Origin of the sequence: Shewanella cyperi, assembly GCF_017354985.1 — a bacterium.
Taxonomy (GTDB): Bacteria; Pseudomonadota; Gammaproteobacteria; order Enterobacterales; family Shewanellaceae; genus Shewanella; species Shewanella cyperi.
Genome location: NZ_CP071501.1, coordinates 3,568,743 through 3,594,377 on the forward strand (window position 1 = coordinate 3,568,743; position 25,635 = coordinate 3,594,377).

Consider the following 25,635-nt stretch of genomic DNA (forward strand, 5'->3'; position numbering starts at 1 on the left):
TGTCTAACCTGCCATCAGCAACAGCGACCGGGGCGACAGCCCATGGTTGCCAGCTGCTGTGCATTGGCGTGGATAAAGTCGGGGGTGGCCTGCAGTTGTGCCTGCAGCTGCGCTTTGGCCCAGTCAGGCAGGGCTTCGTTGATGCGATAGAAGACCCATTGCCCCTGACGTCGATCGCTGAGCAAACCGGCCTCGCGCAATAATTTCAGGTGGCGGGATATTTTCGGCTGACTCAGGCCCAAGGCTTCGGTCAGCTCACAGACACACAGCTCACCCTCCTGACCTATCAGCATCAGGGTCCGCAGCCGGGTGTCATCGGCGAGCGACTTGTAAAAAACGACGGGATCCATGACTCCCTCATAGGATCAGCAGCACATATGCCAAAAAGCATATATGAAAAATCAGATATGTAAATGCCGTCCTGGGTCGCATCTTGCTCCCCAAACGGCCCGGTGGGATTCCAACATATCGGACCGTAGCAGCAGATTTTGCAGCTGAAATAATTCAGCCATAGCACCAGCCTTCAGATAAAAATATTCCTGCACGTCAGAAAAAATCCCAAAAAATATTATTTACCCATAAGCTACTGCTGTATGGGAAATTTCCATTAAACAGCAACAACAAAATAGCAGGTAATTTCGCAGCAGATATTCATCCAGCCTTGATATTCAAGGTTAAATTGACAATAATGGCCGGGTAAAAAGTCATTCGAACGCTAATTGAGCCTAGAAACAACCTATTGTTTCAGTTAGCTTTCAAATGATTTTAAGCCAAGTTTCAAGTCAATAACGACACAATTTGGAAAGGAAATCATTATGCCATCCTCCAGCTCTCAGGATCCGGATACGGGAACGTTTCTGGATGTCGAACTTATTAAAAATCGTCTTGTTTACGCTATGCAATTAGCCTGTTTCTGGCTGATTCTATCAACATATATATTCCCTTGGTGCTCATCCCGCATCCGAAATATGATTCCATCCACCAACAGGTAATTATTTCATGGAACATTCCAGCTATATTTCGCTGGCAATCTACTTTATTGCCATGCTGGCGATAGGCTTGTTTGCCTACCGCAATTCCACCGATGACTTGTCCGGCTACATGCTCGGCGGCCGTCAGGTCAGCCCCCAGGTGACCGCCCTTTCGGCCGGAGCGTCGGATATGAGTGGCTGGATGTTGATGGGCCTGCCCGGCGCCATGTTCACCATGGGTTTTGATGCCCTGTGGATTGCCCTGGGGTTGCTGCTGGGTGCCTTGCTGAATTACCTGTTGGTCGCCCCCAGGCTCAGGGTCTTTACCGAAGAAGCCGACGATGCCCTGACCCTGCCCGACTTTTTCAGCAAGCGCTTCAACAAGCAAAACGGTTCGGTACGCATGATTTCTGCGGCGGTGATTATCCTTTTCTTCACCCTGTACACCTCCGCCGGTCTGGTGGCCGGTGGCAAATTCTTTGAATCCGCCTTTGGTTTGGGCTATGAGACGGGTCTGTTGCTCACGGTTTCGGTGGTGGTGGCTTATACCCTGCTCGGTGGCTTCCTGGCGGTCAGCCTGACCGACTTCGTCCAGGGCTGCATCATGTTTATCGCCTTGGTGTTGGTGCCCGTGGTGGCCTTGCAACAGTTCAGCAGCGGTGAAGAGATGCTGGAACAGGCCGGCCGCAGCATAGCGCCCCTATCGGAGTCCTTCGAACACATGGGCTTGCTGGCCATTATCTCCAGTATGGCCTGGGGACTGGGTTACTTTGGCCAGCCCCACATCATAGTGCGCTTTATGGCCATACGTTCGGTGAAGGACATTAAGGTAGCGCGCCATATCGGCATGAGCTGGATGTTGGTCACCATCATTGGTGCGCTTGCGACCGGCCTTATCGGCGTGGCCTATGTGAATAAATTCGCCCCTGGTCTCAGCGACCCCGAGACCATCTTTATTCTGTTTGCCGAGATCCTGTTTCATCCCCTGATAAGCGGCTTTTTGCTGGCGGCCATTCTCGCGGCCATCATGAGCACCATATCCTCACAGCTGCTGGTGTCGTCCAGTTCACTGTCGGAGGATGTGTACCGCGCGGTATTCCACAAGGAGATGGCTCAGAAAACCATGGTCACGGCCGGCCGTATCGGCGTGCTGGCGGTGGCCACAGTGGCCACCCTGCTGGCGCTGGACAATAACGCCAGCATACTGTCCCTGGTAAGTAATGCCTGGGCGGGATTCGGCGCAGCCTTTGGCCCCTTGGTATTGCTGAGTTTGTTCTGGCCCAGAATGACTCATGCCGGGGCCGTGGCGGGTATCCTCAGCGGTGCCGTGACCGTACTGGTGTGGAGCCAACTGCCACTGCTGCCAAACGGCCAAACCTTATCCAGCCTGATGTATGAAATCGTCCCCGGCTTTATTGTCAGTACCATTGCCATAGTGCTGGTCAGTTATCTTGGAAAGGCCCCCTGCCAGATAACACAAGCCGCCTTCCTGGCCACAAAAGCAAAACTACAGCAAGCCAGCTGAACCTCGGGGCCCGAAGCTAAAATCGGGCCCCATGCTTTAAGCCGGTCAATTCACGGTTCAACTCACTCCGATATACCGGTTAGTCGCTATCAGCAGGCACATGGCGCTGTAGTCGCACAGGCTTTCGCATTAGCCACCAAAGCCGATATCAGCAAACGCCGCCAGGTACGCTCGAAGCCAACTGAAAGGCCTGAAAATCAATCACTCATGCAATCTATTCTGTGGACAGAACAGGAAACCGGTGTCAATAATGGAGCGTCACTGTGCATGGCCGCAGCAATCAAGAATCTCCAAGAACGATTATGACGGCTTGCGCCATAAAAGAACCAACCTTAAACAGTAGCGGGACAATTAATGCATCAATAGAGAGGGAATGACTATGACAGTTACCAAGCATGCAATGCCACACGATGAGGCACAGGTCGATATGACGCCCATGCTGGACATCGTTTTTATCATGTTGATTTTCTTTATTGTTACCACGTCTTTTGTCAAACCGTCCGGCTTGGACTACAACAAGCCTGCGTCCACAGTTAACACCACAGTCCAAAGCAACAACATTGCCATATTTGTCAGTAAAACAGGCCTGGTCACCATAGATAATCGTCAGGTCGATATTGAACGTGTCACTGCCAATATCGAACGCCTGCTTGCCGAGTCCCCCGAGGCAGCGGTACTGATCCAGGCGGACAAAGAAGTTCTGCATGGTTTGGTGGTCACGGTCATGGACAAAGTGAAAGTTGCCGGAGTTTCAAAGATCTCAGTTTCTGAATTGAAAGAGTGAGTTGAGAGAGTGACTTGAGGCCTGGAGAGCTAAAAACTCTCACTTGAGTGCGTAGCCGCCAGCCGTCCACATCGAGGGCCCCGACAGGGCCCTCTGTTTAAGACAACGAACAGTCTGTTGGCATTGGGATATGTTGCCGCAATGGCAAATTTTCCCAATCGTTGTAAAATAGCCCATCTTTTGCCAGCGGGCAGACACCAGTGAACCACTCCAGTCAGCTTCAGAACGCCAAGCGCGCTTCCCCGGAAGCCGACTGGTTCAGCCCGCAGCAACATCCTATTCCCCGGGAAACAGGCAAGTACCAAAATAAGCCTGCCGGACTTAACCTTGACCCCTACATTCAGAGGAATACTCGTCATGAGTCTTGCCGATTCCGTATTAGCCGTTAACAACGATCTGCCGATCCGTACCGACAAACCGGTGCACAGCGGCAAGGTACGCAGCGTTTACTGGCTGACCGAAGCCGACAGCGCCCGCCTGATCCGCGAAAAAGGCTACAATGTGCCCGCCGACACGCCACTGGCCATCATGGTCATCAGCGATCGCATTTCGGCCTTCGACTGCATCTTCCACGGTGAAGGCGATCTGCATGGCATTCCCGGCAAGGGCGCGGCCCTGAACGCCATCTCCAATCACTGGTTTGGTTTGTTCAAGGAAAATGGTCTGGCCGACAGCCACATTCTCGACATTCCCCATCCCTTCGTGTGGATAGTGCAAAAGGCCCGCCCCATCAAGGTTGAAGCCATTATTCGTCAGTACATCACAGGCTCCATGTGGCGCGCTTATCAAAAGGGCGAGCGGGTATTCTGTGGCATCACCCTGCCCGAGGGGCTGCAAAAGGATCAGAAGCTGCCGGAACTGCTACTCACCCCATCCACCAAGGGCATACTCACGGGCATTCCAGGTGTACCTGAGCAGGATGACGTCAATATCAGCCGTGCCGATATCGAAGCCAATTTCGAGGCCTTCGGCTTTGAAAAGCCGTCCGATATCGATCTGTATGAAAAGCTGCTCAAGGACGGATTCAAGGTCATATCCGACGCCCTCGCCAAACTGGATCAGGTGTTCGTCGATACCAAATTTGAGTTTGGCTATGTCAATGACAAGGATGGCAATTCCAAACTGATCTACATGGATGAAGTGGGCACCCCAGATTCATCCCGCATCTGGGACGGCGCCGCCTACCGCGACGGCAAAATTGTCGAAAACTCCAAGGAAGGCTTCCGTCAGTTCCTGCTGAATCACTTCCCGGATCCGGATATTCTGCTGAACAAGGACCGGATGCCCGAGCGTGAGGCCCTGGCCCGCGACAACGCCCTGCCGCTGGAGGCCATGATGAACGTGTCACGCACCTATACCGGAGTGGCTGAAAAGGTGACCGGCAAGAAGATAGAACTGTCCGGCAATCCCAAGGCGGAAATCATCGCCATACTGCGCGAGCAATACGATCTGATTGACTGAGCCTTGATGGATTAGATCATTGACTGCATTATCCCCGGTCCAGGCCGGGGATAATTATTTCTGGGAAGTGGATTCCTGAGGCGGCTGCTGTAGATATAGGTCGCGAATATTCTGCCATTCACTGTGCCCCAGGTCGTCCGTTTGCTTGAGAGCATCCAGTCCGGATTGCAATGACTGCAGCAGTGGCTGTGGCACATCCTTGCTGAAGGCATAATAGAGCTCCGATTGCTGAAGCAGGTAAACCACCTCAAAATCATCGAAATTCAATCCCTCACGCCGGGTAAACCAGCGGGCCACTGTGTCTTCATAGGCCCAGAGCTCCACCCTGCCCCGCTGCAGCATCCGCACCATGGAGGCCGTGCTGGTAATACGGTACAAATTGGACTCCATACCCATGGACTTGAGCAACACCTCACCAATGGCATCACGCATTACCCCTATGCTGTACTGCGCCAGCTCCCCGGGCTGGTTGATGACTATGGCATCCTTTTTTCTGGCCAGCAGCACCACCCGCACGGGAGAGATGGGGCCAACCCAATTAAACAGCTCCTCCCGCTCCGGAGTGCGCACTGTGGAAAACAGCACTGTATCCGGCCCTTGCATGGCCTGGTGATAGGCCCGGGTCCAGGGCATGATTTTAATCTGCCCCGGTGTAATGATGTAACCGCTCTTAGCCGCTGCGGCGATCAACATGTCGACACTGATCCCTTTCAGCTGACCATCTTCGGAATAATTAAACGGCGGATAATCTTCGGTCAGGTAGTTGAGACGCGCCAGATCTGCCTCAGCCATAGCGCAATGCATCTGCAGCAAGACTGCCATCAGCAGGGATATGCAGCGCAGCAGGAATGATTGCATTCCGGATCCTGATGAAAAAAGAGGGGATGACTGAAGTGTAGTTACTCTGATTGGCGCTGTAAAAACAGCAAGGCTTTTGGCTAACTTGCCGCTTATTCACCCCGCAGGAAACGATACCCCGCCACCAAAAGATGCAGCACCAACAGGCCACTGCAAGCGCCGGCAAAAAACAGCAGGGCAATGGCCGAAACAGTTGTGGGTTGATCCCGGAATCCTAAATACCACAGGGGCCAGGCGATCAGGCTCATGGCCGCCAGCATCAAGATACAGCGGCGACAGCGCCCCAGTTTTTGGCGCCAAATTGAATTATCACAATCACGGCAGCTCATGAGTATGCCCAATGATGCCCCTGGGATGAGCAGGGGCAGTTACAAAGCTAGTCACGGCGTCCCAGAATACGCAACAGGCGCAGGAACAGGTTGATGATATCCATGTAGAGTGCAGCGGCACTGTCGATGGCATTGTCCACGGTTTTGGGGATCTGATTGGCCCTGCCCCAGTCATAGCCAATGTAGCCGCAGAAGATGACCACAACCACCCAATCCAGGATGTCGTGGTGGATGCCGAAAATGAACAGCTCCACCAACTCAACAACAATCACCAGCAGTAATGCCATGGTCAGTGCACGGCCGATACCGGCAAAAAAGGCCGGGAACAGGGCTCCAAGGCACATCATGCCTACGGTAACCAAACCGGTCAGACGAATGGCTTCCAACACCAGAGTGGGATCATAACGGCTGACCACCAGATTGATAATCAAACCAAAGGGTACCACCACCAGGTTGTAGCCTATAAAGCTCACAATGGGTTTGTTTGAACTGCTGAACAGGTACACACCCAAAAAACAGGATGCAAAATAGCCGATGAAAAAGATCCAGGGATTCACACTGGCTATGGCTTGGGGGTCAATGTTTTCGACCATCAGCCAGTTAACGGCAAAACCCCAAATCAGGGTCAAACCAATAATCAAATTATACGCCGTAGCGCTGATGATGGGGTCGTCCGTGGTGACCCGGTCAAATACTTTCACTTCCATTGATAGCTCCCGCATTCTGATATCGCCCTTGGCGATTGATGGTGATTTTCCAAGTCCCAGCCTTAGCCGACAGGCATACCAACTTGAAAGATAACCAATTGTATTGAAATATATTTTAATTGAATACTAAAAAAACACCGGCCGACCAATCCGCCTGTACAATTTCGTACAGACAAGTGCTACAGAAAAGCCTGCGAGCGCTATAAGCTGAAAAATGTCGACTGCCTAAGCGCCTGTTAAATAAAGGTACTCCCATGCAAGGAAAAGTCTTTGTGCAGCCTTCTGCATCAATCTAACCCAACCGTTCCGTGTTCCTGGACAGGGAGTGGCTTGCTGCAGCTCGGCGCCACCAGCACGAGCCTAGACTTTCACTATACTTGACAGTGTCCCTGACAAAGGACTGGGGACATCGCGGCTAAAACATAATTAATCCAGCCACAGGGGACGAGATGGCACGGATTGCCCGGAGCTCCCCATGTTGCACCTGAACAGATTGAAGATTAAGACCGTAGTCGCGGCTGGTATGGCTGGAGCCCTGTTCCTAGCCATGTTGTTTTCAACCCTGATCTACATAGGGCAATTCTCCGGCATGTTTTATCGCGCCACCGAAGAAGGGCTGTTGCCGGCCCAGCTCGGCAAGGCCACCGCAGAGATAGATACCGAGCTCACCAAGTACCTCACCATGTCGGAAGACCTGGCCAAGGATCACTTTGTCCGCCAGTGGCAATTACAAGGGGAAGATGAGGCGCAACAGGCTGAAATAATCACCTTCCTCAAGGGCTTTATGGATCAACAGGGGGTGTTGGCCGCCTTCTGGATTTCGGTTAGCAGCGGTAAGTATTACACCAACGAAGGCGTAATAAAGACTCTGTCACGGCAGAACGAACGCGATAAGTGGTTCTACGACTTCCTTGCCCGCAACAATGACAGGGAGGCAGCCCTGGACACAGATGAATCCATTGGCAAGCTCACCGTCTATATCAATATCTCGGTTCGTGACAGCGCAGGACGGATCATCGCCATTGCAGGCCTCGGGGTGGATGCCACCAAGGTATCGGCAATAGTCAATCAGGCTAATATGGGCGAATTCGGTTACATGTTTATGCTTGATGAACAAGGAAAATTCGCCGCCCACAAGGATAGAACGCTGCTCAATCGTCCCATAGATAACATGGCCGATTTCAAGCCTGTACAAGCACTGTTGGCCAAGGGTCAGGGCGGGCAGAAAATCGTCTCTTCCGAACTGTTTGGCGACCCCGTCTATTTGGGTTCGGTCCAGTTGCCGCAGATGAATTGGACCCTGGTGGGTGTCATGCCCAAAGAGGAAATCAGCAGCCAGATTAACCGAGTGATATTCATCTCGGTCGGTGTCAGCCTGCTCATCGCCCTGTTCTTCATAGGCCTGTCTTTCCTGCTGGCAGGCAATGTCAGCAAAAGTATCCTCGCCGTCAGCAACAGCCTGCTGACCATGTCCAGCAAGGGGGGCAACCTGCAGCTCAGACTCGATGACAGCCTGAATAATGAAGTCGGGATGCTGGCCAAGGGGTTTAACGCCATCATGGGCAAGATAGCCAGCCTGGTGGATGAAATCAGGCAAGGGGGCCAAGCCATCAATACAAGCGTTGGCCTGCTTAACGACCTGTCACAACAGACGGTAGCCCATGCCACCACCCAAAGAGAACAAACAGAGCAGGTGGCCACCGCCATCAATCAAATGGGTCAGACCATAGCCGAGGTGTCCTCCGTGGCTCACCGGATTGCTGCCGACACAAGTTCCGCAGTAGGTGATGTTCACCGCACCAGTGATGTGATGTTGAATCTGGCCGGCACCATGGAGCAGCTGTCCACTTCGATGAATGGCACCCAGGAAACGGTAAACGAGCTGGCAATGCAGGCCGAAGCCATCAACTCTGTGGTGGAGGTCATCAGCAGTATTTCGGAGCAAACCAACCTGTTGGCCCTCAATGCGGCCATCGAAGCTGCCCGGGCAGGAGAAATGGGGCGTGGATTTGCTGTCGTCGCCGATGAGGTCAGGACCCTGGCCAGCCGAACCCAGGATTCCACCTCGGAAATCCGGGGGCAAATAGAAAAACTGCAACAGGCTGTGGGTCAGACACGTCGTGCCATTGGCGATGCCGCCCAACAAAGCGCTGTGCTGGCGGGAGAAGCCATTACCGCCACCAACTCGCTGAAGTCCGTCCAGGAAAAATTTGACGACATCAACCAGGGCAATCATCAGGTTGCCGCTGCTACCGAAGAACAGGCCAGCGTGGTGGAACATGTCAATGAATCGGCCCATGTCATTGCCGACACCGCCGGACAGATCAATGACAGCGCCCAGCAATGCTTCGAGGAAATCAACCATCTGCAAAAACAAGCCGACCGCATGTCTGGCCTGGTGAAACAATTTGAGCGTTGATACAGGACCACTGTTGGAGTGATTTTTGCGCAGTCGCACTCACGCCACGCTATTCGCTGGTTAAAAGGCTTGCCAAGGCTCAAGCTGTGGGTATAATCCATCGTCATTGTCGGGCTAAAAGCATGACAATCGGAAAATTTGTGCCAGAGTGGTGAAATTGGTAGACACAGGGGATTCAAAATCCCCCGCCCTTAAAAGCGTGTCGGTTCGAGTCCGACCTCTGGTACCAACTTAAAAGTCAGCCTTGAGCTGGCTTTTTTGTTTTGGGATCTCAGACAAACGAACCAACACGCCGCGTGTCGGCTGGATGGCCAGCCCCGTCGGTCCGAATTCTGGTATCAACTTAAGGTACCAACTTAAAAGTCAGCCTTGAGCTGGCTTTTTTGTTTTTGGCCCTTAGGTAAACGCACACACACCCCGCGTGTCGGCTGGATTGCCAGCCCCGTCGGTCCGAATTCTGGTAGCAACTTAAAAGTCATCCTTGAGCTGGCTTTTTTGTTTTTGGCCCTTAGGTAAACGCACACACACCCCGCGTGTCGGCTGGATTGCCAGCCCCATCGGTCCGACCGCTGGTATCAATTAACTCAGTCAGGCTGGGGTCAATTCGTTTTTTTGCTACTGTATTGTATGGCTGGCCAGCGGTGCTGAATGCAGTTGCAGCTCAGACTCGGCGATTTTCAGGTTTTTCTGAGCCTGCTCAAAGTAACTTGGTGAGGCATCTATAGCCTGTTTGAACAGGGTGATGGCGCGGTCGTATTTGCCGTCCAACATTAAAAAGTAGCCCAGGTCATTGAGCGCGTCGGCCTTACTCATATTCTGCTCAAAGGTGGAAAGCGCCTTGGAATATTGTCCAGTTCTGATATATACCAATCCCAAATTGGACCAGGCCCGCTCATAACTGGAATCATACTGAATGGCTTGTTTCAAATAGCGCTCAGCCATGCTCAGTTCACCGCCCAGGTAATAGGAATAGCCCAGATTAGTGGCTATCACTGCGGAATAGGGCTGATAGTCCAATGCCAGCCAAAAATAACTCCTGGCCTTGTCATGGTGATTTTCCAGATCTTCCAATATGCCAAGCGCATTGTAGACCCGCAGTGGTGACTGTTGGTCCAGCGGCATCATGGTTTGATTGTCCGCCAGTCCCCGCTGCTCTTTCAGTCTTTGTTGATCCAGGCTAACGGCTTTTTCCAGATGCAATCGCGCCTGGCTATATTCGCGCTGGCCCATTTTGATAATACCGAATTCGGCTTGGGCAGGCATGTAGTTGGGGTCCACTGTCAGCGCCTCATTATAGGCACGATAAGCTATATCATCCCGACCTCTGAGGGTATGAATATGGGCTATTTTGTAAAAAGTTTCGGCATTGACGGGATTGAAATCCAAGGCTTGAATATACAGATACAGCGCCTTGTCCAAACGCCCTGCCTGCTCTTCCTTGACCGCCAGCTCCAATGCCTGCTGCTCACTTGGGGGGCGGGTTTGCGACTGTCCGACCAAGAGTGACTGGCCATCAAACAGATCTTGCCGCTGAGGTAACTGAGCCTTGTCCCCGGGCTCGGGCTTACTCGCACAACCCGAAAACACCAGGACACAGCTGAGGATAAGCACTCCCTTCAGCTTAATCTTAAATTTGCGTGAGGAAAGTTTCGGCCCACATCCCATAGTGTTCGCTCCATGCCATTGACGCAGTATACAAGTACCCCAGGATTAAAATGCCTGTCCCCACACCTTCATCACCTTGAGCACCGCAGGTCCAACCGCCACGATGAAAAATGAAGGCCAGATACAGAACATCATGGGAAAGATCATTTTGACCGCCAGTTTGGCTGCCTTTTCTTCGGCTTCCTGCAGTCGCTTATTACGGTACTCATCGGAAAATACCCGCAGCGTTTCCGCAATGCCGGTCCCCAATCTGATGCTCTGGGAAATGGCCGAGTTCAAGCCTTTAATGTCTTCAAGCCCGGTGCGATCGGTAAATTCCTGCAGCGCCACCTTGATGGTCAAACCGGCCCGGACCTTGGAACACACCAACTCCAATTCGCCGGCCAGGCTGGGATGACTGAATTCAAGTTCCGTCGCTACCCGTCGCAATGCCGCGAGCAGCCCCAGCCCCGCCTCGCAGCAAACCACCAGCAAATCCAGGGCGTCGGGGAAACCGACCCTCAATGCCCGCATCCGCCGCTTGGCCAAAGTTTCCAACACCAGAGAAGGCGCCAGATAAGCCACACCAACAATCAGACACACCACATAAAAAGCCACTACGCCCGAAAGCTCCGGAAACAACTTTAAAGTGATAATAGACACAGCCGCACTGAGCAACAGCAATAGCAGGCGGATAGCATTGAATACCGCCAAAGCGCTCTCGGAATGCAAACCGGCATGGATTAACAGGCGTCTGGTTTCATTATTGCTGACGTTGAGAAAAGGCCTGCTGCCCAGCTTGCTGATCCCATGCTCCAGTGTGCCGGTCACTTCCTGAGAGTCCTTGATATCCAGGGAGGTGTCTTGGGATAAGCCCTGCATTCTTTTTCGGACAGGAGAATAAATACCGGTAATTAATAAGGAGATGGACATTGCCAAGGTCACCCCGGCAATGGCGGCGAGCCCGTAAATAGCCCATTCCACATACAGGGGATTGTCGAATATCGCACTGAATAAACCTTTTAAGTAGTCCATATCACATGTCTATCCGAATGAGTTTCCCAATCCACAGGCCACCAATTGTCATACCTATGGCCCCCCATATCAGCAGCTTCCTGCCATCCTCGGTACCGGTCAACTCGGCAACATATCCGGGTGTCTGCAGATAGATGACCGCAAAAAGCACAAAGGGCAACAAAATCAATATCCATGCCGATAAGCGGCCTTCCGCAGACAAGGTCCTGACCCTGCGCCTGAAGGTAAATCTCTGCCGTATTACCCGGGACAAGTTATCAATATTTTCTGCCAGGTTGCCGCCGGTGACTTTTTGCACCTTCACTGCGCTGACAAAGGCCATGGCAGAGACGCTCGGCACCCGTTCGATAAAGTTCAGCAAGGCACGGTTGGTATCCTTGCTGTAGTTGATATTGGCAAACATCAAGCTGAATTCTTTTGCCAAGGGTCCTTCCATCTCCTCGGTGACCAATTTCACGGCATCCGAGAATGAATAGCCTGCTTGCAGGGCTCGGCGCAGCACATCGAGCGCATCGGGAAAACTCGCCTCTATGGCATCCATGCGCTTGGTGGTGTCCCGGTTGAGCTTGAAGCGAAATAACAGCAAGGTCATCAGCAAAATAAACACGCCCAGCAAGGGTTCGCGGGACCAGAGCCAACTGCCAACGCCGAGCACAAGCGCGGTACTGACGGATAAAAGCAGGTACTGATGTCCCAGCATCCGGTAGTCGGCCAACTCAAGCCGGTCGCTGAGGCTTTCGATATAACCGATGTTTTCTAAGGCCCGCCCCAAGGCACCGATTTTACTGAGGCGATTTTTGCGTAACAGTGATGTTTCAAAGGTGCTTTCGCCGGACTCCTGTGACAGTTTTTTTAACCGCTTTCGCACCAGTGCCGTATTCGCCCGCTGTGGACTGTAAACAGGCAAAAACAGCGCTTGAGACAGGAAAATTACCGCGACAAATATCAATCCCAGAAAAATCACCTCGTTGGAAAACATAGGGAATACTCCTAGAAATTCGCAAACTGGTCATCACAGTTAAACAGGTGATAAGGCAAGTCTATGCCGTATTGCTTGAGTCTCCGATGGAAACCGGGAATAACCCCAGTGGCCTCAAATGAACCCTTAATCATGCCATCTGCATCGACGCCATTGCGAACAAAGTGAAACAGCTCCGACATGGTAATGACATCACCTTCCATGCCGTTGATCTCCTGAATACTGGTCACCCTGCGGCGACCATCTTCCTGGCGTTCCAACTGCACGACCAAGTCAATTGCCGAAGCAATTTGAGTGCGTATATTGCTGACCGGCATTTCAAATCCTGCCATGCACACCATGTACTCCAGTCTTCCGAGCGCGTCTCTGGGACTGTTGGCGTGTAGTGTGGTCAATGACCCCTCGTGGCCCGTGTTCATGGCGGTAAGCATGTCCAGCGCCTCACCGCCGCGGACCTCACCTATGACAATGCGGTCAGGCCGCATACGCAGGCAGTTTTTAACCAGATCTCTTTGGGTAACCTCACCACGTCCCTCAATGTTCTGCGGCCGGGTCTCCAGGCGCACTGTATGGGGTTGCTGCAATTGCAACTCGGCGGAGTCTTCTATGGTGACAATACGTTCATCGGCCGGAATATAGCCGGATAGCATGTTCAGCAGGGTCGTTTTTCCGCTGCCGGTCCCGCCCGACACCAGGACATTGAGCTTTCCTTTCACCGCGCCCCGCAGTAATTCGACCATGGGCTCGGTAATTGAGCCGTAATCTATCAACTCCTTGGCGGTCAGCTTACTGACTGCAAACCGCCGGATTGACAGTGCCGGGCCATCCAGGGCCAACGGCGGGATGATGGCATTGACCCTGGAACCATCGGCCAATCTGGCATCAACCATAGGTGAGGATTCATCGATGCGGCGACCGACACTGGAAACAATGCGATCAATAATATTGAGCAGGTGAGCATTGCTGTGAAACTTGATATTCACCTCTTCGAGCTTACCGCGGCGCTCAACGTAAACCCGGTCGAAGGAGTTAACCAGAATGTCTGAAATGGTGGGATCCGCCAGCAAGGTTTCCAAGGGCCCCAGCCCCAATACCTCATCGATAATCAGCTTTATTAACCGCTGTCTCGACACCATGTTGATGGGCAGGTGCATGTCATTGATAAGACGTTCGCATATATCGCTGATTTGCTGTCTTGCCTGGGTTTTGGAAATGGTTTCAATCAAAGACAGGTCCATGACATTGAGCAGTCTGTCGTAAAGCTGAACCTTAATTTCCTGCTCCTCATCACTGAGGGGTTGATATGGCGCAGTTGTAGTTGTTTCCATCGTTGGCGTCCCTGTGGCTTAATTCCATAAACGGGCCCAGAAGCTCACCTTGTGATCTTGCTGTGCATCTTTTGTCGGGATCAGCTTATTGGTCAAAGCCTGCAAATCGCCGAGTATCCGTTGGCGACGGGCAACCTGGGTAATGGGTCTGCCGAGATCGACACACTCACTGGCAACCTTGAAGTCGTTCGCCACCACAGACATGGAGTCAATGCCCAAGGCATTCTTGATGTCCGCCAACTTAATGATGGTATTGGATTTGTCATAGCGATTAACCAACAGGTGGATCCTGTCTTTGCTGATCCCCATGTTATTGACCAGTTGCTGTATCAATGCCTTGGTTTCGCGGATAATCATCAGGTTCTGCTGAGTGACCACCAGCAATTCGGCGTTATGCAGCAAATCTCCGTTCCAACCTTCCAAGCCGCGGGAAAAATCTATGATGACCTGGGAATAGTGCTGCCGACATTTCCAGATCAGGTCGTGGATCTTGTTCAATTTGATCTCTTCATGGGTGTTCAGCAGGGTAAAGGGGGCGGCGGCCAGAAGATGTAAACGCTCTCTGCTGGTCATGGCGCTTTTCAAGGCAACCTCGTCCATTTCATCCAGTGCCTGCAGCGCATCGGAAAGAAAATAGCTGGGTTCAACCCCCAGTATGTGTGCCAGGGAGCCGTAATGCAGATCCGTGTCCAACAACGCCAGGTCACAGCGCTCCCTTTGGGCTGCAATCACCGCAAGACACGCTGCCACAAAACTGGCGCCAGAGCCTCCTTTGCCGTTGATAACCGCCAGCACAGGAGCTAACTCAGCGGCATCACTTAACTGCACCGATATCTTTTTCAGTGCCAGGTACAACTCGTCAGGACTGGCGTCGAGGGGAATGAAATCGCTGACACCATGTTGAAATGCCACCCTCAATACCGATTGAGGCGTATCCTGCCCAAGTATGATGATATCGGCGTTATAAGCGGCGGCACACTGGAGTGCCGATTTGGCTTGTTGAGTATCATCGGGCAATACTAAAAGGATGAGATTGAAGGCTTTTCCAGACTCGCCTTTGTTCTTGATATGGTTAAAATCAGAGGTCTTTTCCCAGGTGAGGTTGATACAGCGATCCAGATTCCGTTCCAATTGGAGTAAAAGCTTTTTTTGGCTATCCAACAACAGGGCATTAATAGGATAAGGCATGGTAAATGTAGCCCTGTCCATGGGAGACTTAGCCTCGTTGGCATCCGAAATCAGTAATTCCAACGGCTTATCCATTATGACCCTCTTCGCTTAGACACCCTATGTTTAATATAGTAGGAAATCCGCAGTTAATTGGTTTTTATTGGCAGTCGGTGATCCCTCCGGGATAGACCCCCAAACTCTCCCTTGGCAGGGTGGAGGAAAAGACGGGAGAGTTCAGCGTTCGATATAAGCCCGGTACTAAAAATTGATGCCGATAGTCGCGAATTTCTGCCTTCACCAAATCAATGTCTGATCCATCCGGTGCTGTGGCTGCAGTGCCATCTTTTTTCAGGTAAAGAAAATACAAATTGCTGGCACTGAGGTTGGGGATCAAATTGGCACCGTTGAAGAGCGCCAGTTGGTCAATATCCGTGGTGGGGTAACAAACCGTTGCCAATCTGGCGGCTCTTCGAGACGCTTCCTGCAACACACTGTAAGTGTAAAACAGGCGACCGATTTCCAGAGCGCTGAACAACAACACAAAAAACACGCCGCCCACAATGGCAAATTCCACCACATAGATCCCACGTTGCTTCTTCATAACGCCGTCACCGCGTAACTGGTATTAAGGTTGAAGCCGAGATCTATGCTGCCTCCCAAACCAAAGGTTGACAGACTGTCGCCGAACAAAGGTTGCCAACTATAACTGGCCGAGACCAGTAATCTGCGGGTCCCCGAAGGTGACACGGCTATGCTGACATTGCTGGTAGAAAGCCCATAAAGCAAAGGGGAACCGCTGCCGTTGACATTGCCATACACCAATAAATTCTTGGTCTCAGTAATACAGTTTCCACAGTTGGCATCGCTCAGCGGATCGGGAAGATTAGTGGTAACCCGGATATCTGCGGTGTTGGCAAGGTAACGGGCAGCATCCCTGACCAGTTTGGTCAGGGTGTTGTATTGATAAATCGCCCTTCCCAGCTCGGCCGTGGCAAAAATAGTCAATAACAAGAAAGGCAGCATGATGGTAAATTCAACCGCCGCAACCCCTTGCTGATTCGACTTGTGCATGTTGCCCCCTAGGAATCTGGACTGTCCGGATCCCGGTACAATACTATGGTGGAGACATTGCTGGTTGCATTGGGGTCCAGGGAGCTGTTACCGGCGCCGGCACACTCAGTAACAAACTCACCAATAACGTACGAATTAACCCCTTTCTGTACAACCTCCTGAATCAGGAAAAAACAGCCGGTCGTCAACACCTCAATCTCATTGCGGCCGTTAGCCAACCCGTCACAAAGTCCTATCACGATTGGTAAATTACGCCTGCCAGCAGACGCAGGGGACGTCTTATCAATGCAGCTGGCTATGTCATCTTCGGCCACGTATTGAGAGAAGGAATAAAAAGACTCACCAGGGGCCAAAGGGATAATATTACCTTCATCATCAATATCCACCCTGTCGCCTTGGCAGATATTGAAATCTCGCGGATGATCAGTCGGATTCAACCCGCCACCAGACCAATCACCAAAACGAGTGTTGAGTCCTTGGGCTACTGGCCCCACCTTGCCACCCGGCTCTGTGGGTACAATATCGCCGGGTCCAATACATGAATTGGGGGCATATTCACCAGCCAGGGCTTCACGAATAACGTCCCCCCCAGTTCCGTCCATTGCGAGTAGCTGAAAATTCCCGGGGCCAATGGGACTGTCCTGTTTTGAGCTGGTCTTCATGGCATACAATGCATTGACCTCTATGCCATAGGGGCCGGCTGGATCGTTGGGGTCATCGTTAACGGCACAAACCAGCATGGGCACGATGCGGTTATTGCAAATAATATTGGTACTGCGGCCGGCAACTGCTGAGGCCCTGACCCTTTTGTTGAAGTTAAATAACTGAGCCAGGTAATTCCCCAGCTGCACGTCCTCCACCCGTACCCGCACATACTCACTGCCTTCCACCAGAATTGGCGTAAAGGGATCCGGCAATACCGAAAACTCAATTGCCACATTGGCTGTCACTTGAGTGCTGTTGTAGTCCGGTGAGTCAAGAGAGATATTGGCTTCCAGGGCATGGTTTTCATCATAGCCAAGATTTTGGGCCAGAATTGTGATTGCTGCCTGGCGCGCCTCAGCCAGTGTCGAGCCATCCTGCAGTGATTTGGCGGCATGCAGAGCCGCCGAATCCACAGCATTTTGCAGCCGCCCCTTACTCAGCAGCATGTCGCTGCCATCCAAAGCCAAAGCCACCATCGCAATGATGGCAAACAGGCCTATGGTGAACATCACCAGAATCGTGCCCTGCTGCCGCGATTTCGGGGATGCAGACACATTCTTCATGTCAGCCTCCAACCCGCATGGGCTATTTCGAAATAATGGATGTACCCATAGTGACTGCCGAAGCAGGCGCCACACTGCTTTCCCGGTAAGTCACCATTACCTTGCGACCGTAATTACCTTCCAGACTGAGAATAAGCCCGTCATTTCGCTCCGCGGCCTCGGGGTCCAATATCTGCACCCGTTTAACCTGGTGATAACTGTCATTCATCGAAAAGTCATGCACATTGGCACATGCAGACAGCATCAGAACAGGCAGGACAATCAGGCTTCGATAACTTTGCAATAGCGTTTTGGATAAACACATGATGCCAATCTCCTTCTATAGGGCATGCCCATATTTTTGCTGGGTGCCGCTGTCTTCCAGCTTGATATCGGGTTGTGGCGGAATAAAAGCCGTACTCTGACTTTGCTCCTGTTGCTGAGACTGTGATTCTTTTCTGGACATTTGACCAAGCAAGTAAAACTGCACATCGGACGGTGCGACAAAGCCATCCGTAGGCAAACTCACATCCTTGCGATTAAAGGGCCTCACCAACCTTGGGGTCACCAATATCACCAGTTCACTTTGGCCACTGCGGAAACTCCTGCTGGAAAAGAGTTGCCCCAACACTGGGACATCACCCAGCCCGGGGATCTTGTCGGCATTCTCTCTCAAGGTGTCACTGATAAGACCGCTGATGGCGATAGTCTGTCCATCCGCCAGTTCGACCGTAGTGGAGGTATGCCGCTTCACCAGGGATGGCACCACTAATACCGCTGTGGTGGTGCTGGCCGACAGGGTAAGGGCATTGGAATTGCTGATTTCACTGACCACCACATTAAGATTCAAGTTGATTTGTCCTGAGTCCAACACAGTGGGCACAAACTTGACGCCCACACCAAAATCCCGGTATTGAATCGTGGTGTTGCCGTTATTGCCTGGCACCGGAATAGGGAATTCTCCCCCCGATAAAAACTCTGCGGCTTGACCGCTCATCGCAGTCACATTGGGTTCTGCCAATACCTTGGCCAAGCCATTTTGCTTCGCCACATCCAAAGCAAAATTAATCAGCAGTTCCTTGTTGATATACTGGGCAAAGAATCCCTTACTTGTTACACCACCGATGGTGTTCTCAAGGAATCCGCCCCCGCCGCCAACAACACCACCTGCAAGGCGTGACCCTTCGTTATAAATCAAAAATTTGGAATCAAACTGACGGGCAACCTCGCGTTGAACTTCGGCCACCACCACTTCCAGCATCACCTGGTGATCGCCTCCGACCGTCATCATGTTCAGCACCCGGCTCTCGGTTTTACCCACAGATGCGGCATCAACATAGGCCTGGGCCAGTTCAACTGCTGTGTTCATTTTTTGCAAATTGGACGCTTGGCCACTGAGCAACAACTGTCCCTGGGATGTTTGTACCCCCAGATTTTCACCGGGTAAAAATTGATGCAGTCTTTGCTTCAGGCCATTGAGATCATGGGTGACCTCAATATCCATTACGCTGATAAGAGCATCGTTTTCATTCCAAATCATCACGTTGGTACTACCCAGGCGGTTGCCCAATATATACAGTTCATTGTTGGGCAAGAGCTTGATATCGGCGATATCGGGGTTACCCACTGAAACCCTGTTGACCGCTTTGGGTAACTTCAGTGTCCGTGACTTGAATATGGGGATCAGCTTGATGTCACTGTTGGCCCCAACCGGACCGCCCGCTTGCACCGGCATCCCCAAAAACAGGGACGCAACAACCAACAAACTGCATCCCCTCCTGATCAGCGTATAAATTGAATGCGACATGGTGCACTCCCGTATAACTTATCGTTATTAAATTCCAACCCAACAATTCCTTGCGGCCTGCCGTCACGGCAGATTCGGTAAGGGTTAATTGTCCACCTTCACTTCCTGCTCTTTTGTGCCTTTCAATAAATAGACTTTTTCCCGTGACTTGGGCGCTGGGATATAAACCACCCGCTCAACAGGCTTGGATTCTGCCACCGTTTTTTCAACAACTTCTGGCTTCTTAATGTCGGCGATGTCTACCTGGGCCTCATCGTTGGGGTTTCTCAGGGCCAGTTGCAGCGAACCGCGCCCTTCGGCAATCATCAATATTTCTGCCTGCTCAAGGCTCAGCTCAAGGGTCACGGCACGCACCAACACGGGTTTGTTTTCATCGTTGGATGCGCGCTGATCAATGGCCAATATCTTCACATTGGACAGCACAACGTCAGTCCTAAAACCATCGCTCTTATACAGGTTGATCACATCGACACGGTTACCCGGCAACAAGAATCCTGCAACCCCAACCACGTCATTGACGCGTATGGTCACGGCACGCATTTGCGGTTGGATCAAACTCGCCAGGGTACTGCCTTCCCCTTTCTTGGTCAGGCGTTCGGTTCGCAACACCTCACCTTCATACAGCTTTTGATTCACCACCTTGCCTTCGGCATCCTCTATGGTTCTCACAGCACCATTGGGTATCACAGATTCAGGCACCGCAGCCAAGGCCAAATGTTTGCGTTCCAGAATGGTCCCCATGGGAACCTGTGCCGTCAGGGTCACCACGGTTTGGGTCTCTGCCGCAGCCACGGGCGTATTGGTGTTTAACCAAGACTTAGCCAGGTATACGGCCAAAACACCGAACACCAGTGACAGGACGATAAACAGCACATTTTTGTTGTTCATAATGAGCTCCCTTTGTCTAACCGCATGCGCATGGGCTGCACCGAATCAAACAAAATAAATTGACCAAGCCGAGTCAATGAGAGACTGGGTTACAACCGGTTCCAGTTTCATAAAATGCACTTGGTCAGAGATGATGCCCAGCAAGTCCCTTGGATAGCAGGGGATCAACGGCTTATTGCAACCTTGATGGTATTCACGCAACAAATATCTGAATACTTCCTCTGTACAGCTAAGCTTGAGTTCGTCACACACCCGAAACCAAATTTGTCGATAAAGATCTTCATCCAAAGCATCGAAATGAATTTTGTAGCCCAGACGCCTGAGAAAGGCTTCATCCACCAGTTCCCTGGGATCCAAGTTAGTAGAAAAAAGCAGAATCAGCTCAAAGGGGATCTCAAAATGTTCACCCGATTGCAGTCCCAAAAAATCACGCCGTTCTTCCATTGGAATAATCCAACGGTTGAACAACTGCTTGGTACTGATACGCTGGCGTCCAAGGTCATCGAGTAACAGAATGCCGTTATTGGCCTTCAACTGCAGCGGTGCCATGTAGGTTCGGCTGTGGTTATCAAAACGAACCTCCAGCATTTCTGCAGTCAACTCACCACCGGTTATCCGCAGCGGCCTGTGACATCGAATCCACCTGGGGTCGTGGCCCTGAGCCAAGTCGAGGGGATTGTGATTTACCGCCACTTCCACGCTGTGATGAAGCTCGGGGTCAAACACCTGAATAATTTCATTGCCTATGGCCAAGGCATAGGGAATGAGGACATCGTCCCCCAAGGCAAGATTCAGATGACGACAGAGGTAACTTTTCCCCGTTCCTGGTGGCCCATATATCAGTACCGGACGACAGGAATTCATGGCCGGACCAACTTTGTGCAAAAGGTCGCGGGGTAACACCAACCCCTTGAGTCCCTGTTGCAACATGTCCAGGGTAATAGGATTGGCGCGACTGGATTGCTTACGACAAATGGGAACATATTGAGCCAAGGGGATAGGTGCCAATCCCAAATAACCACTGCGGGCAAAAGCCTGTTTGGCATGGAGTTCACCGGCCAGGCTCAGCGCATAGCGCATCTGCCCATCAGCCGTGGTTTGGCGATTTTCTACCCAAGCCAGTTTCTTGGCCGTATCCAGCAGGTATTGCAAAATGCCACCTGTGATGGCCATCTTGTTAACCAGGACTTCCTTGGTTAATACTCCAGAAGTAAATATATGCTTTACAAGTAAATCCAATAGCAAGGCTTCGGAAAGTCCGGTTTCTGCTACCGTGGTAGGACGTTTGGCCAGTACATCTGTATTTAGCGTTGCCCCCTGAGCCTGAGCTGTAACCAGACTGTCAACGCCGACCCGCTCCTCCTGATTGGATTGCAACATATCAGACGCCTCCGCCAATCCATTGCTGAAGACCGGCCATCAGGTTGGCAACCTGGGGATCCAGTGCACAAGCCCATATCCACCCCAAAGCCAACGCCGGTGCATAGGGCACTTTTTGGCCGGCGGCCTCGCCCGGTTCCGGTCGAAAATAGGTCTGGCAATACAAGCAGTCCCAATAGCGTTTCAGGGTTTGCAGCAAACCTCGCCCCCCCACCTTGCAGTAGATAAGCAACAGGCTGGTGACCGCGCCGGCGACCACCCCATATACCAAGCTCCAAAGCAGCAATTGTGGGCCCATCAGTGCGCCAATACCCATCATGAGTTTTACGTCACCGGCCCCAAGAACCCGTAAAGCAAACACAGGAAACAACAAGGCAAATGCCAATGCAAACCCCAAGCTCGCCAACAACACGCCGTTAAGCTGAGCAAAGTAGCCATTAACGGCAAATCCACAGAAAATGGCGGCCAAACATAACAAGTTGGGGATACGTTGCCGATAGAGATCCAGGCCAATAGCCACGAGAAAGAAGCTGCCCGCCAACAGTACTTGCAGCAATAATTGGGTCTGAAGCAACTGATGAGTGTCATTCATGGCAGCTCTTCCTCTTACTGGCGTTCCTGTGCAGTCAAAGGTCTCGAGTGCCCCCTCAACTACTTGTCAAGGCCGGCACTCAAAGCTAGCGACATAAAAGACACTTATTGAGTGCAATCCTGGCTGTTGCCGTTTACGGCAGACGCCAGACAATCGATTTTAGCCGTTGCGTTTTCACCCAAAAGATTAAACGCAGCAATCATGCCTCCTACCACCAAGCCACCGGCAATGGCATATTCCACCGCGGTCAAACCGCTCTCATCTTCTATGAATTCAGTCATCAGGTTTGCAAGTTTCATTTCCACTTTCCTCCGAACACATATTAAACAGCGCGTATGAGGTACCCAGTAAGATCTGTGTGAAGAAGGCCTTGTCAGACAGAACATATCGACTGATATGTTGATGCTGCTGAGAAGACGCAGTGCTTCACCCGTCACTCCCCTCAATCAATGCCCTAAATACTTTTACCTCTTTACGCCATTCCTTTAGCGAGAAACTGAAAATGGTATTCCCAACTTCAGCTTTCACCCCAGCTTCGACGTTCAAAAAAGCACTTCTCAGCTGTAATTAAAGGTAGCAAAGGGGGGAGAGCGATTTTTAACTGAATAATTAATTGGTCCACCTGATTGCTTTTGGCATAGGATGGACAGGTCGGCAGGTTAAGACCACAAAAACACAAACTCATTAAAAACAAACAGTTAAAATGTAATTTATTTAATCTTTAAATCGATAAAACTTCAGATATTTAATATAAGATACTAATTTTAATGAAAATTGTTAATTAATCTGCTGAACTCACTCATTTGTTTAATTATGGTTAAATAGGACCAGTTAATTAATCATAGAAAAAAGAATGCAAGTGCGACTTTAGATTGGGATTTCATTACCCGGGATGCAGGTGCTCCCAATGCCATATGGGATGACAAACAACTGAAGCTTGAGGACAGTAATAATTCTGGATCTTCAGGATGGAAGTATTCTGTCTAAGATACGGTAAATATTAGATATTTCGTAGTCTACGCCAAATGTAGTGGCAATATAGGATTGAATTTCCAGACCGCTCATCTCAGTGCCGTCACCGTTGCGGCGCCTTTCTATATGCAACAACAGTTGCTGAAGCTGGGCTTGACTCAATGCCGATGGGCGCCCGGGACGTCTTTTTTCCATCAGCCCGGCTAAACCATGGGATAGATAATTACTGATCCAGGTATTGACGCTGGTTCGACTGACCTTTAAGTAAGCCGCTATCTGATAACGCGACTTACCTTCAAGAAAATGTTGCAGCGCCAGCAGCCGCAGACGCATTCTGGCATTTTTCTCCTGGTGAATCAGCTTCATTAAATCAATAGGCTGCCTCGTCATAAAGCACTTCCTTGGTTCAGTCCCAGTTCAGCCCATACCGAATGCTGCCGATCCAGACCATAAATATCTTCCCTGAATTGCAGTATCCCTTCTGAGTTCACCCAGGCTGTTTGGTAGCCGACTATCACAGCTATGGGGGTAGTCAGAACGAAATCCCTGGGCTCGGTGAGCTTCAGGGCCAGGGAGATAGCCTTTGGATCCAGATCTGGTGCTTTGGATTGCAGAAAAGCCAACAAGCCCTTCGGATCCTCCAGGCGAATACAGCCGTGGCTCAAGGCGCGCCCGGTTTGGGAGAACAGCGATTTGACGGGAGTGTCGTGCAAATAAATGGCTTCATCATTGCGGATGGAAAAGCGCAATTTCCCAAGGGCATTCGCCGGGCCGGGGGCTTGTACCAAGCTATATTGCCTTAACAGTGTGGACAATTGTTCCGGGGTTTCCCTCCCCAACGCCAACGACGGAACACCATCGGATGACAAACTGTGTAAAACAAACCCCTGACGCGCAAGCAGGCCGGGATCACGGACGTTATTCGGCAACAACTCCCGATAGATAATACTGGCAGGCGGCCTCCACTCCGGGTTCACAGTAAAGTGGGTCAAGCTGGTCTCTAATAAAGGCGTGGGTGTCGACGCTGAGCCAACTATAACCCTCATCTGCAGCACATTTTTCCCCTGCTCCAGCGCATATAACTGAAACTCGGGCAAGTTGATCCAGATATAGGCTTCGGGCAAAGCCACGGGTAAAGACAAGGCTCGCCACAGGTTAGTCTGTATCTGCAACAGTCTTTCCCCTGGTGACGTATTCAAAGCCGCCAAGGTGCGGGGATCGAGTTTGCCGCTTTGCTCCAGACCATGGCGGGCCTGGAAATGTTGTAACCCCAATTTCAGACCGGGATCATAAATCGCATCCCGATAGCTGTCGGTTTTCCTGGGTTTCAAGTCCCCCAGTTGCGTCAGCATCCAACGCAGTTTGGCTATCTCAGCCGTCCTGTGCCCCAACCTGAATTCAAAGGGTGTCAATGACGGCCACTCATAGCGGCTTAGTTCACGGTAATAACTCAGCATGGGTCTGAGATTTTGGAATTGTGGCCAGGGTGACGTCAGCTCGGCAACCATGGTGTCCAGGTCCCCATTGCCGGCCCGTTGCCGCAAGGATTCAATACTAGTGACCAGTGCTCTTGCACCGTTTTGGGAGAGTTTCCGGGCTAATTGCAGATACACAGCGCTATAGGCTTCGTCGACTGAGGTCAACTCGACGGCTGTTTGTGGCAAGGGTGGCAGCATTATGCCGAGATCGATGGCCAGCTTTCGCAACCTGAGTGCCGGGAACTTGGGACCCTGAGGGTTGAACCAAATCAGCCCGGGGAAAGAGGTACTGCCACCGTCTTCCACTTCAGTAGCCGTAGGCACGTTAACTTGCCCGGCCAACAAGGATGAGGACAACAAACAAGCGACACAGCACACCAGACCGGGACTTATCCTGCCCCCGCTTCTCCTCTGAAACGCCCTCTTCCAGCCAAGCGTCATCAACTCATCACTCCCACAAGGTTCCAGCCATTCACCTAAAGCTCTAGTATAGTTTCTGAGCAACAACAACCCGGAATATGACGCGCATCCCTGCCGGCCGCCAACGATTAACCAGTCCTTGACTGGCTCAAGCCCACGTCGTAAGCCTGGTTCCTGTCTATACTTTTTAGAGACCAGAGTCGGAGCGCTGATGCTCTTGAGCGATCTGGGAATAATGGGGAAGGCGGAGCGCGAATGGCCAAGAACAAAATACTGGCAGCAAAATTCAGTTTAAATCTCATTATCTTGCTGTTGCTGGTCACCATAGCGCTGCCCGCTTGGCAGGTGGTGCAGATAAGGTACGCGCTAGAGTCCGGCGAAGAATCCGGGGCAACATTGGCCGAACGCTATCTTCTGCTTGGCGATTGGCCATCGGGCCATGGCGAAAACCTGCTGGCACATGTTGAAGATTTCAAAGTTGAAAGCACGACTGCACAAAAAGGCGCGTTGACAGATAAAACACTTGGCGGCCCCCAAGCACAGCTTACAAAAAATGCGCCGCAGGAGTGA

Annotated in this window: 24 protein-coding genes and 1 tRNA gene; 6 read left to right on the plus strand and 19 right to left on the minus strand. The window is 51.5% G+C overall.

The genetic code is table 11. The annotated features are described in order from the left end of the window. Window positions 1-14: 14 nt before the first annotated feature. The gene (locus JYB84_RS15850; protein WP_207320981.1) at window positions 15-350 is read right to left on the minus strand and encodes a metalloregulator ArsR/SmtB family transcription factor; all 336 of its coding nucleotides are present in this window, start codon (window positions 348-350) and stop codon (window positions 15-17) included. Between the two features lie 649 nt (window positions 351-999). On the opposite strand from JYB84_RS15850, the gene putP reads away from it, so the two are divergent. From putP to JYB84_RS15865, 3 genes are all read left to right on the plus strand, one after another. Further along, window positions 1,000-2,496 (plus strand): sodium/proline symporter PutP, encoded by a 1,497-nt coding sequence (gene putP, locus JYB84_RS15855; protein ID WP_207320982.1) that lies wholly within the window; start codon window positions 1,000-1,002, stop codon window positions 2,494-2,496. A gap of 379 nt (window positions 2,497-2,875) precedes the next feature. Continuing rightward, window positions 2,876-3,280, plus strand: a complete 405-nt coding sequence (locus tag JYB84_RS15860; protein WP_207320983.1) for an ExbD/TolR family protein — start codon at window positions 2,876-2,878, stop codon at window positions 3,278-3,280. Window positions 3,281-3,637: 357 nt separating this feature from the next. After that, window positions 3,638-4,741: a phosphoribosylaminoimidazolesuccinocarboxamide synthase gene (locus tag JYB84_RS15865; protein WP_207320984.1), complete on the plus strand. Its 1,104-nt coding sequence runs from the start codon at window positions 3,638-3,640 to the stop codon at window positions 4,739-4,741. 54 nt (window positions 4,742-4,795) lie between these two features. Here JYB84_RS15865 and JYB84_RS15870 read toward each other — a convergent pair whose 3' ends face one another. The 3 genes from JYB84_RS15870 to JYB84_RS15880 all read right to left on the minus strand — a co-directional run bounded on the left by JYB84_RS15870 (window position 4,796) and on the right by JYB84_RS15880 (window position 6,635). After that, window positions 4,796-5,599: a substrate-binding periplasmic protein gene (locus tag JYB84_RS15870; RefSeq protein ID WP_207320985.1), complete on the minus strand. Its 804-nt coding sequence runs from the start codon at window positions 5,597-5,599 to the stop codon at window positions 4,796-4,798. A gap of 92 nt (window positions 5,600-5,691) precedes the next feature. After that, entirely contained in the window at window positions 5,692-5,928 is a 237-nt protein-coding gene (locus tag JYB84_RS15875; protein ID WP_207320986.1) for a DUF3624 domain-containing protein, read from the minus strand. 47 nt (window positions 5,929-5,975) lie between these two features. After that, window positions 5,976-6,635, minus strand: a complete 660-nt coding sequence (locus tag JYB84_RS15880) for a Bax inhibitor-1 family protein (protein WP_207320987.1) — start codon at window positions 6,633-6,635, stop codon at window positions 5,976-5,978. Window positions 6,636-7,110: 475 nt separating this feature from the next. Here JYB84_RS15880 and JYB84_RS15885 point away from each other — a divergent pair, with 475 nt between their 5' ends. After that, entirely contained in the window at window positions 7,111-9,054 is a 1,944-nt protein-coding gene (locus JYB84_RS15885; RefSeq protein WP_207320988.1) for a methyl-accepting chemotaxis protein, read from the plus strand. Between the two features lie 142 nt (window positions 9,055-9,196). After that, a tRNA-Leu gene (locus tag JYB84_RS15890) sits at window positions 9,197-9,283 on the plus strand. Window positions 9,284-9,669: 386 nt separating this feature from the next. Here the strand turns inward: JYB84_RS15890 and JYB84_RS15895 are convergent. From JYB84_RS15895 to JYB84_RS15965, 15 genes are all read right to left on the minus strand, one after another. Next, window positions 9,670-10,665, minus strand: coding sequence for a tetratricopeptide repeat protein (locus JYB84_RS15895; RefSeq protein ID WP_228290805.1), 996 nt, complete (start codon window positions 10,663-10,665; stop codon window positions 9,670-9,672). 99 nt (window positions 10,666-10,764) lie between these two features. Further along, window positions 10,765-11,733, minus strand: a complete 969-nt coding sequence (locus tag JYB84_RS15900) for a type II secretion system F family protein (RefSeq protein ID WP_207320990.1) — start codon at window positions 11,731-11,733, stop codon at window positions 10,765-10,767. A gap of 1 nt (window position 11,734) precedes the next feature. Continuing rightward, the gene (locus JYB84_RS15905; RefSeq protein WP_207320991.1) at window positions 11,735-12,712 is read right to left on the minus strand and encodes a type II secretion system F family protein; all 978 of its coding nucleotides are present in this window, start codon (window positions 12,710-12,712) and stop codon (window positions 11,735-11,737) included. A gap of 11 nt (window positions 12,713-12,723) precedes the next feature. Further along, window positions 12,724-14,040 (minus strand): CpaF family protein, encoded by a 1,317-nt coding sequence (locus JYB84_RS15910; protein ID WP_207320992.1) that lies wholly within the window; start codon window positions 14,038-14,040, stop codon window positions 12,724-12,726. An 18-nt stretch (window positions 14,041-14,058) separates the two neighbouring features. Continuing rightward, complete coding sequence (locus tag JYB84_RS15915) at window positions 14,059-15,303, minus strand: AAA family ATPase (RefSeq protein ID WP_207320994.1); 1,245 nt, start codon at window positions 15,301-15,303, stop codon at window positions 14,059-14,061. A 64-nt stretch (window positions 15,304-15,367) separates the two neighbouring features. Continuing rightward, window positions 15,368-15,811, minus strand: a complete 444-nt coding sequence (locus JYB84_RS15920) for a TadE/TadG family type IV pilus assembly protein (protein WP_207320995.1) — start codon at window positions 15,809-15,811, stop codon at window positions 15,368-15,370. Further along, window positions 15,808-16,281, minus strand: a complete 474-nt coding sequence (locus JYB84_RS15925; protein WP_207320996.1) for a TadE/TadG family type IV pilus assembly protein — start codon at window positions 16,279-16,281, stop codon at window positions 15,808-15,810. The genes JYB84_RS15920 and JYB84_RS15925 overlap by 4 nt, the downstream gene beginning before the upstream one ends. 8 nt (window positions 16,282-16,289) lie before the next feature. Beyond that, window positions 16,290-17,624 carry a TadE/TadG family type IV pilus assembly protein gene (locus JYB84_RS15930; RefSeq protein ID WP_228290806.1) on the minus strand — a complete coding sequence of 445 codons (1,335 nt, stop codon included), beginning with the start codon at window positions 17,622-17,624 and terminating at the stop codon, window positions 16,290-16,292. A 244-nt stretch (window positions 17,625-17,868) separates the two neighbouring features. Further along, complete coding sequence (locus tag JYB84_RS15935; protein ID WP_407696003.1) at window positions 17,869-19,293, minus strand: type II and III secretion system protein family protein; 1,425 nt, start codon at window positions 19,291-19,293, stop codon at window positions 17,869-17,871. A 126-nt stretch (window positions 19,294-19,419) separates the two neighbouring features. Next, the gene (gene cpaB / locus JYB84_RS15940; RefSeq protein WP_207321000.1) at window positions 19,420-20,223 is read right to left on the minus strand and encodes a Flp pilus assembly protein CpaB; all 804 of its coding nucleotides are present in this window, start codon (window positions 20,221-20,223) and stop codon (window positions 19,420-19,422) included. A gap of 45 nt (window positions 20,224-20,268) precedes the next feature. Next, window positions 20,269-21,603, minus strand: coding sequence for a P-loop NTPase family protein (locus JYB84_RS15945; RefSeq protein ID WP_228290810.1), 1,335 nt, complete (start codon window positions 21,601-21,603; stop codon window positions 20,269-20,271). A gap of 1 nt (window position 21,604) precedes the next feature. Beyond that, a complete protein-coding gene (locus JYB84_RS15950; protein WP_228290811.1) occupies window positions 21,605-22,195 on the minus strand; it encodes an A24 family peptidase in 591 nt (196 codons plus the stop codon). Window positions 22,196-22,299: 104 nt separating this feature from the next. Further along, the gene (locus tag JYB84_RS15955; RefSeq protein WP_207321001.1) at window positions 22,300-22,494 is read right to left on the minus strand and encodes a Flp family type IVb pilin; all 195 of its coding nucleotides are present in this window, start codon (window positions 22,492-22,494) and stop codon (window positions 22,300-22,302) included. A gap of 664 nt (window positions 22,495-23,158) precedes the next feature. Continuing rightward, entirely contained in the window at window positions 23,159-23,557 is a 399-nt protein-coding gene (locus JYB84_RS15960) for a helix-turn-helix domain-containing protein (RefSeq protein ID WP_207321002.1), read from the minus strand. Next, a complete protein-coding gene (locus tag JYB84_RS15965; protein WP_207321003.1) occupies window positions 23,554-24,969 on the minus strand; it encodes a L,D-transpeptidase family protein in 1,416 nt (471 codons plus the stop codon). The genes JYB84_RS15960 and JYB84_RS15965 overlap by 4 nt, the downstream gene beginning before the upstream one ends. Window positions 24,970-25,320: 351 nt before the next feature. Here JYB84_RS15965 and JYB84_RS15970 point away from each other — a divergent pair, with 351 nt between their 5' ends. Then, window positions 25,321-25,635: a hypothetical protein gene (locus JYB84_RS15970; RefSeq protein WP_207321004.1), complete on the plus strand. Its 315-nt coding sequence runs from the start codon at window positions 25,321-25,323 to the stop codon at window positions 25,633-25,635.

Excerpts from the sequence above, each read along its gene's own strand:
- JYB84_RS15850 (WP_207320981.1), bottom strand. The coding sequence starts at position 350 with ATGGATCCCGTCGTTTTTTACAAGTCGCTCGCCGATGACACCCGGCTG.
- putP (WP_207320982.1), top strand. The coding sequence starts at position 1,000 with ATGGAACATTCCAGCTATATTTCGCTGGCAATCTACTTTATTGCCATG.
- JYB84_RS15860 (WP_207320983.1), top strand. The coding sequence starts at position 2,876 with ATGACAGTTACCAAGCATGCAATGCCACACGATGAGGCACAGGTCGAT.
- JYB84_RS15865 (WP_207320984.1), top strand. The coding sequence starts at position 3,638 with ATGAGTCTTGCCGATTCCGTATTAGCCGTTAACAACGATCTGCCGATC.
- JYB84_RS15870 (WP_207320985.1), bottom strand. The coding sequence starts at position 5,599 with ATGCAATCATTCCTGCTGCGCTGCATATCCCTGCTGATGGCAGTCTTG.
- JYB84_RS15875 (WP_207320986.1), bottom strand. The coding sequence starts at position 5,928 with ATGAGCTGCCGTGATTGTGATAATTCAATTTGGCGCCAAAAACTGGGG.
- JYB84_RS15880 (WP_207320987.1), bottom strand. The coding sequence starts at position 6,635 with ATGGAAGTGAAAGTATTTGACCGGGTCACCACGGACGACCCCATCATC.
- JYB84_RS15885 (WP_207320988.1), top strand. The coding sequence starts at position 7,111 with ATGTTGCACCTGAACAGATTGAAGATTAAGACCGTAGTCGCGGCTGGT.
- JYB84_RS15900 (WP_207320990.1), bottom strand. The coding sequence starts at position 11,733 with ATGGACTACTTAAAAGGTTTATTCAGTGCGATATTCGACAATCCCCTG.
- JYB84_RS15905 (WP_207320991.1), bottom strand. The coding sequence starts at position 12,712 with ATGTTTTCCAACGAGGTGATTTTTCTGGGATTGATATTTGTCGCGGTA.
- JYB84_RS15910 (WP_207320992.1), bottom strand. The coding sequence starts at position 14,040 with ATGGAAACAACTACAACTGCGCCATATCAACCCCTCAGTGATGAGGAG.
- JYB84_RS15915 (WP_207320994.1), bottom strand. The coding sequence starts at position 15,303 with ATGGATAAGCCGTTGGAATTACTGATTTCGGATGCCAACGAGGCTAAG.
- JYB84_RS15920 (WP_207320995.1), bottom strand. The coding sequence starts at position 15,811 with ATGAAGAAGCAACGTGGGATCTATGTGGTGGAATTTGCCATTGTGGGC.
- JYB84_RS15925 (WP_207320996.1), bottom strand. The coding sequence starts at position 16,281 with ATGCACAAGTCGAATCAGCAAGGGGTTGCGGCGGTTGAATTTACCATC.
- cpaB (WP_207321000.1), bottom strand. The coding sequence starts at position 20,223 with ATGAACAACAAAAATGTGCTGTTTATCGTCCTGTCACTGGTGTTCGGT.
- JYB84_RS15945 (WP_228290810.1), bottom strand. The coding sequence starts at position 21,603 with ATGTTGCAATCCAATCAGGAGGAGCGGGTCGGCGTTGACAGTCTGGTT.
- JYB84_RS15950 (WP_228290811.1), bottom strand. The coding sequence starts at position 22,195 with ATGAATGACACTCATCAGTTGCTTCAGACCCAATTATTGCTGCAAGTA.
- JYB84_RS15955 (WP_207321001.1), bottom strand. The coding sequence starts at position 22,494 with ATGAAACTTGCAAACCTGATGACTGAATTCATAGAAGATGAGAGCGGT.
- JYB84_RS15960 (WP_207321002.1), bottom strand. The coding sequence starts at position 23,557 with ATGACGAGGCAGCCTATTGATTTAATGAAGCTGATTCACCAGGAGAAA.
- JYB84_RS15970 (WP_207321004.1), top strand. The coding sequence starts at position 25,321 with ATGGCCAAGAACAAAATACTGGCAGCAAAATTCAGTTTAAATCTCATT.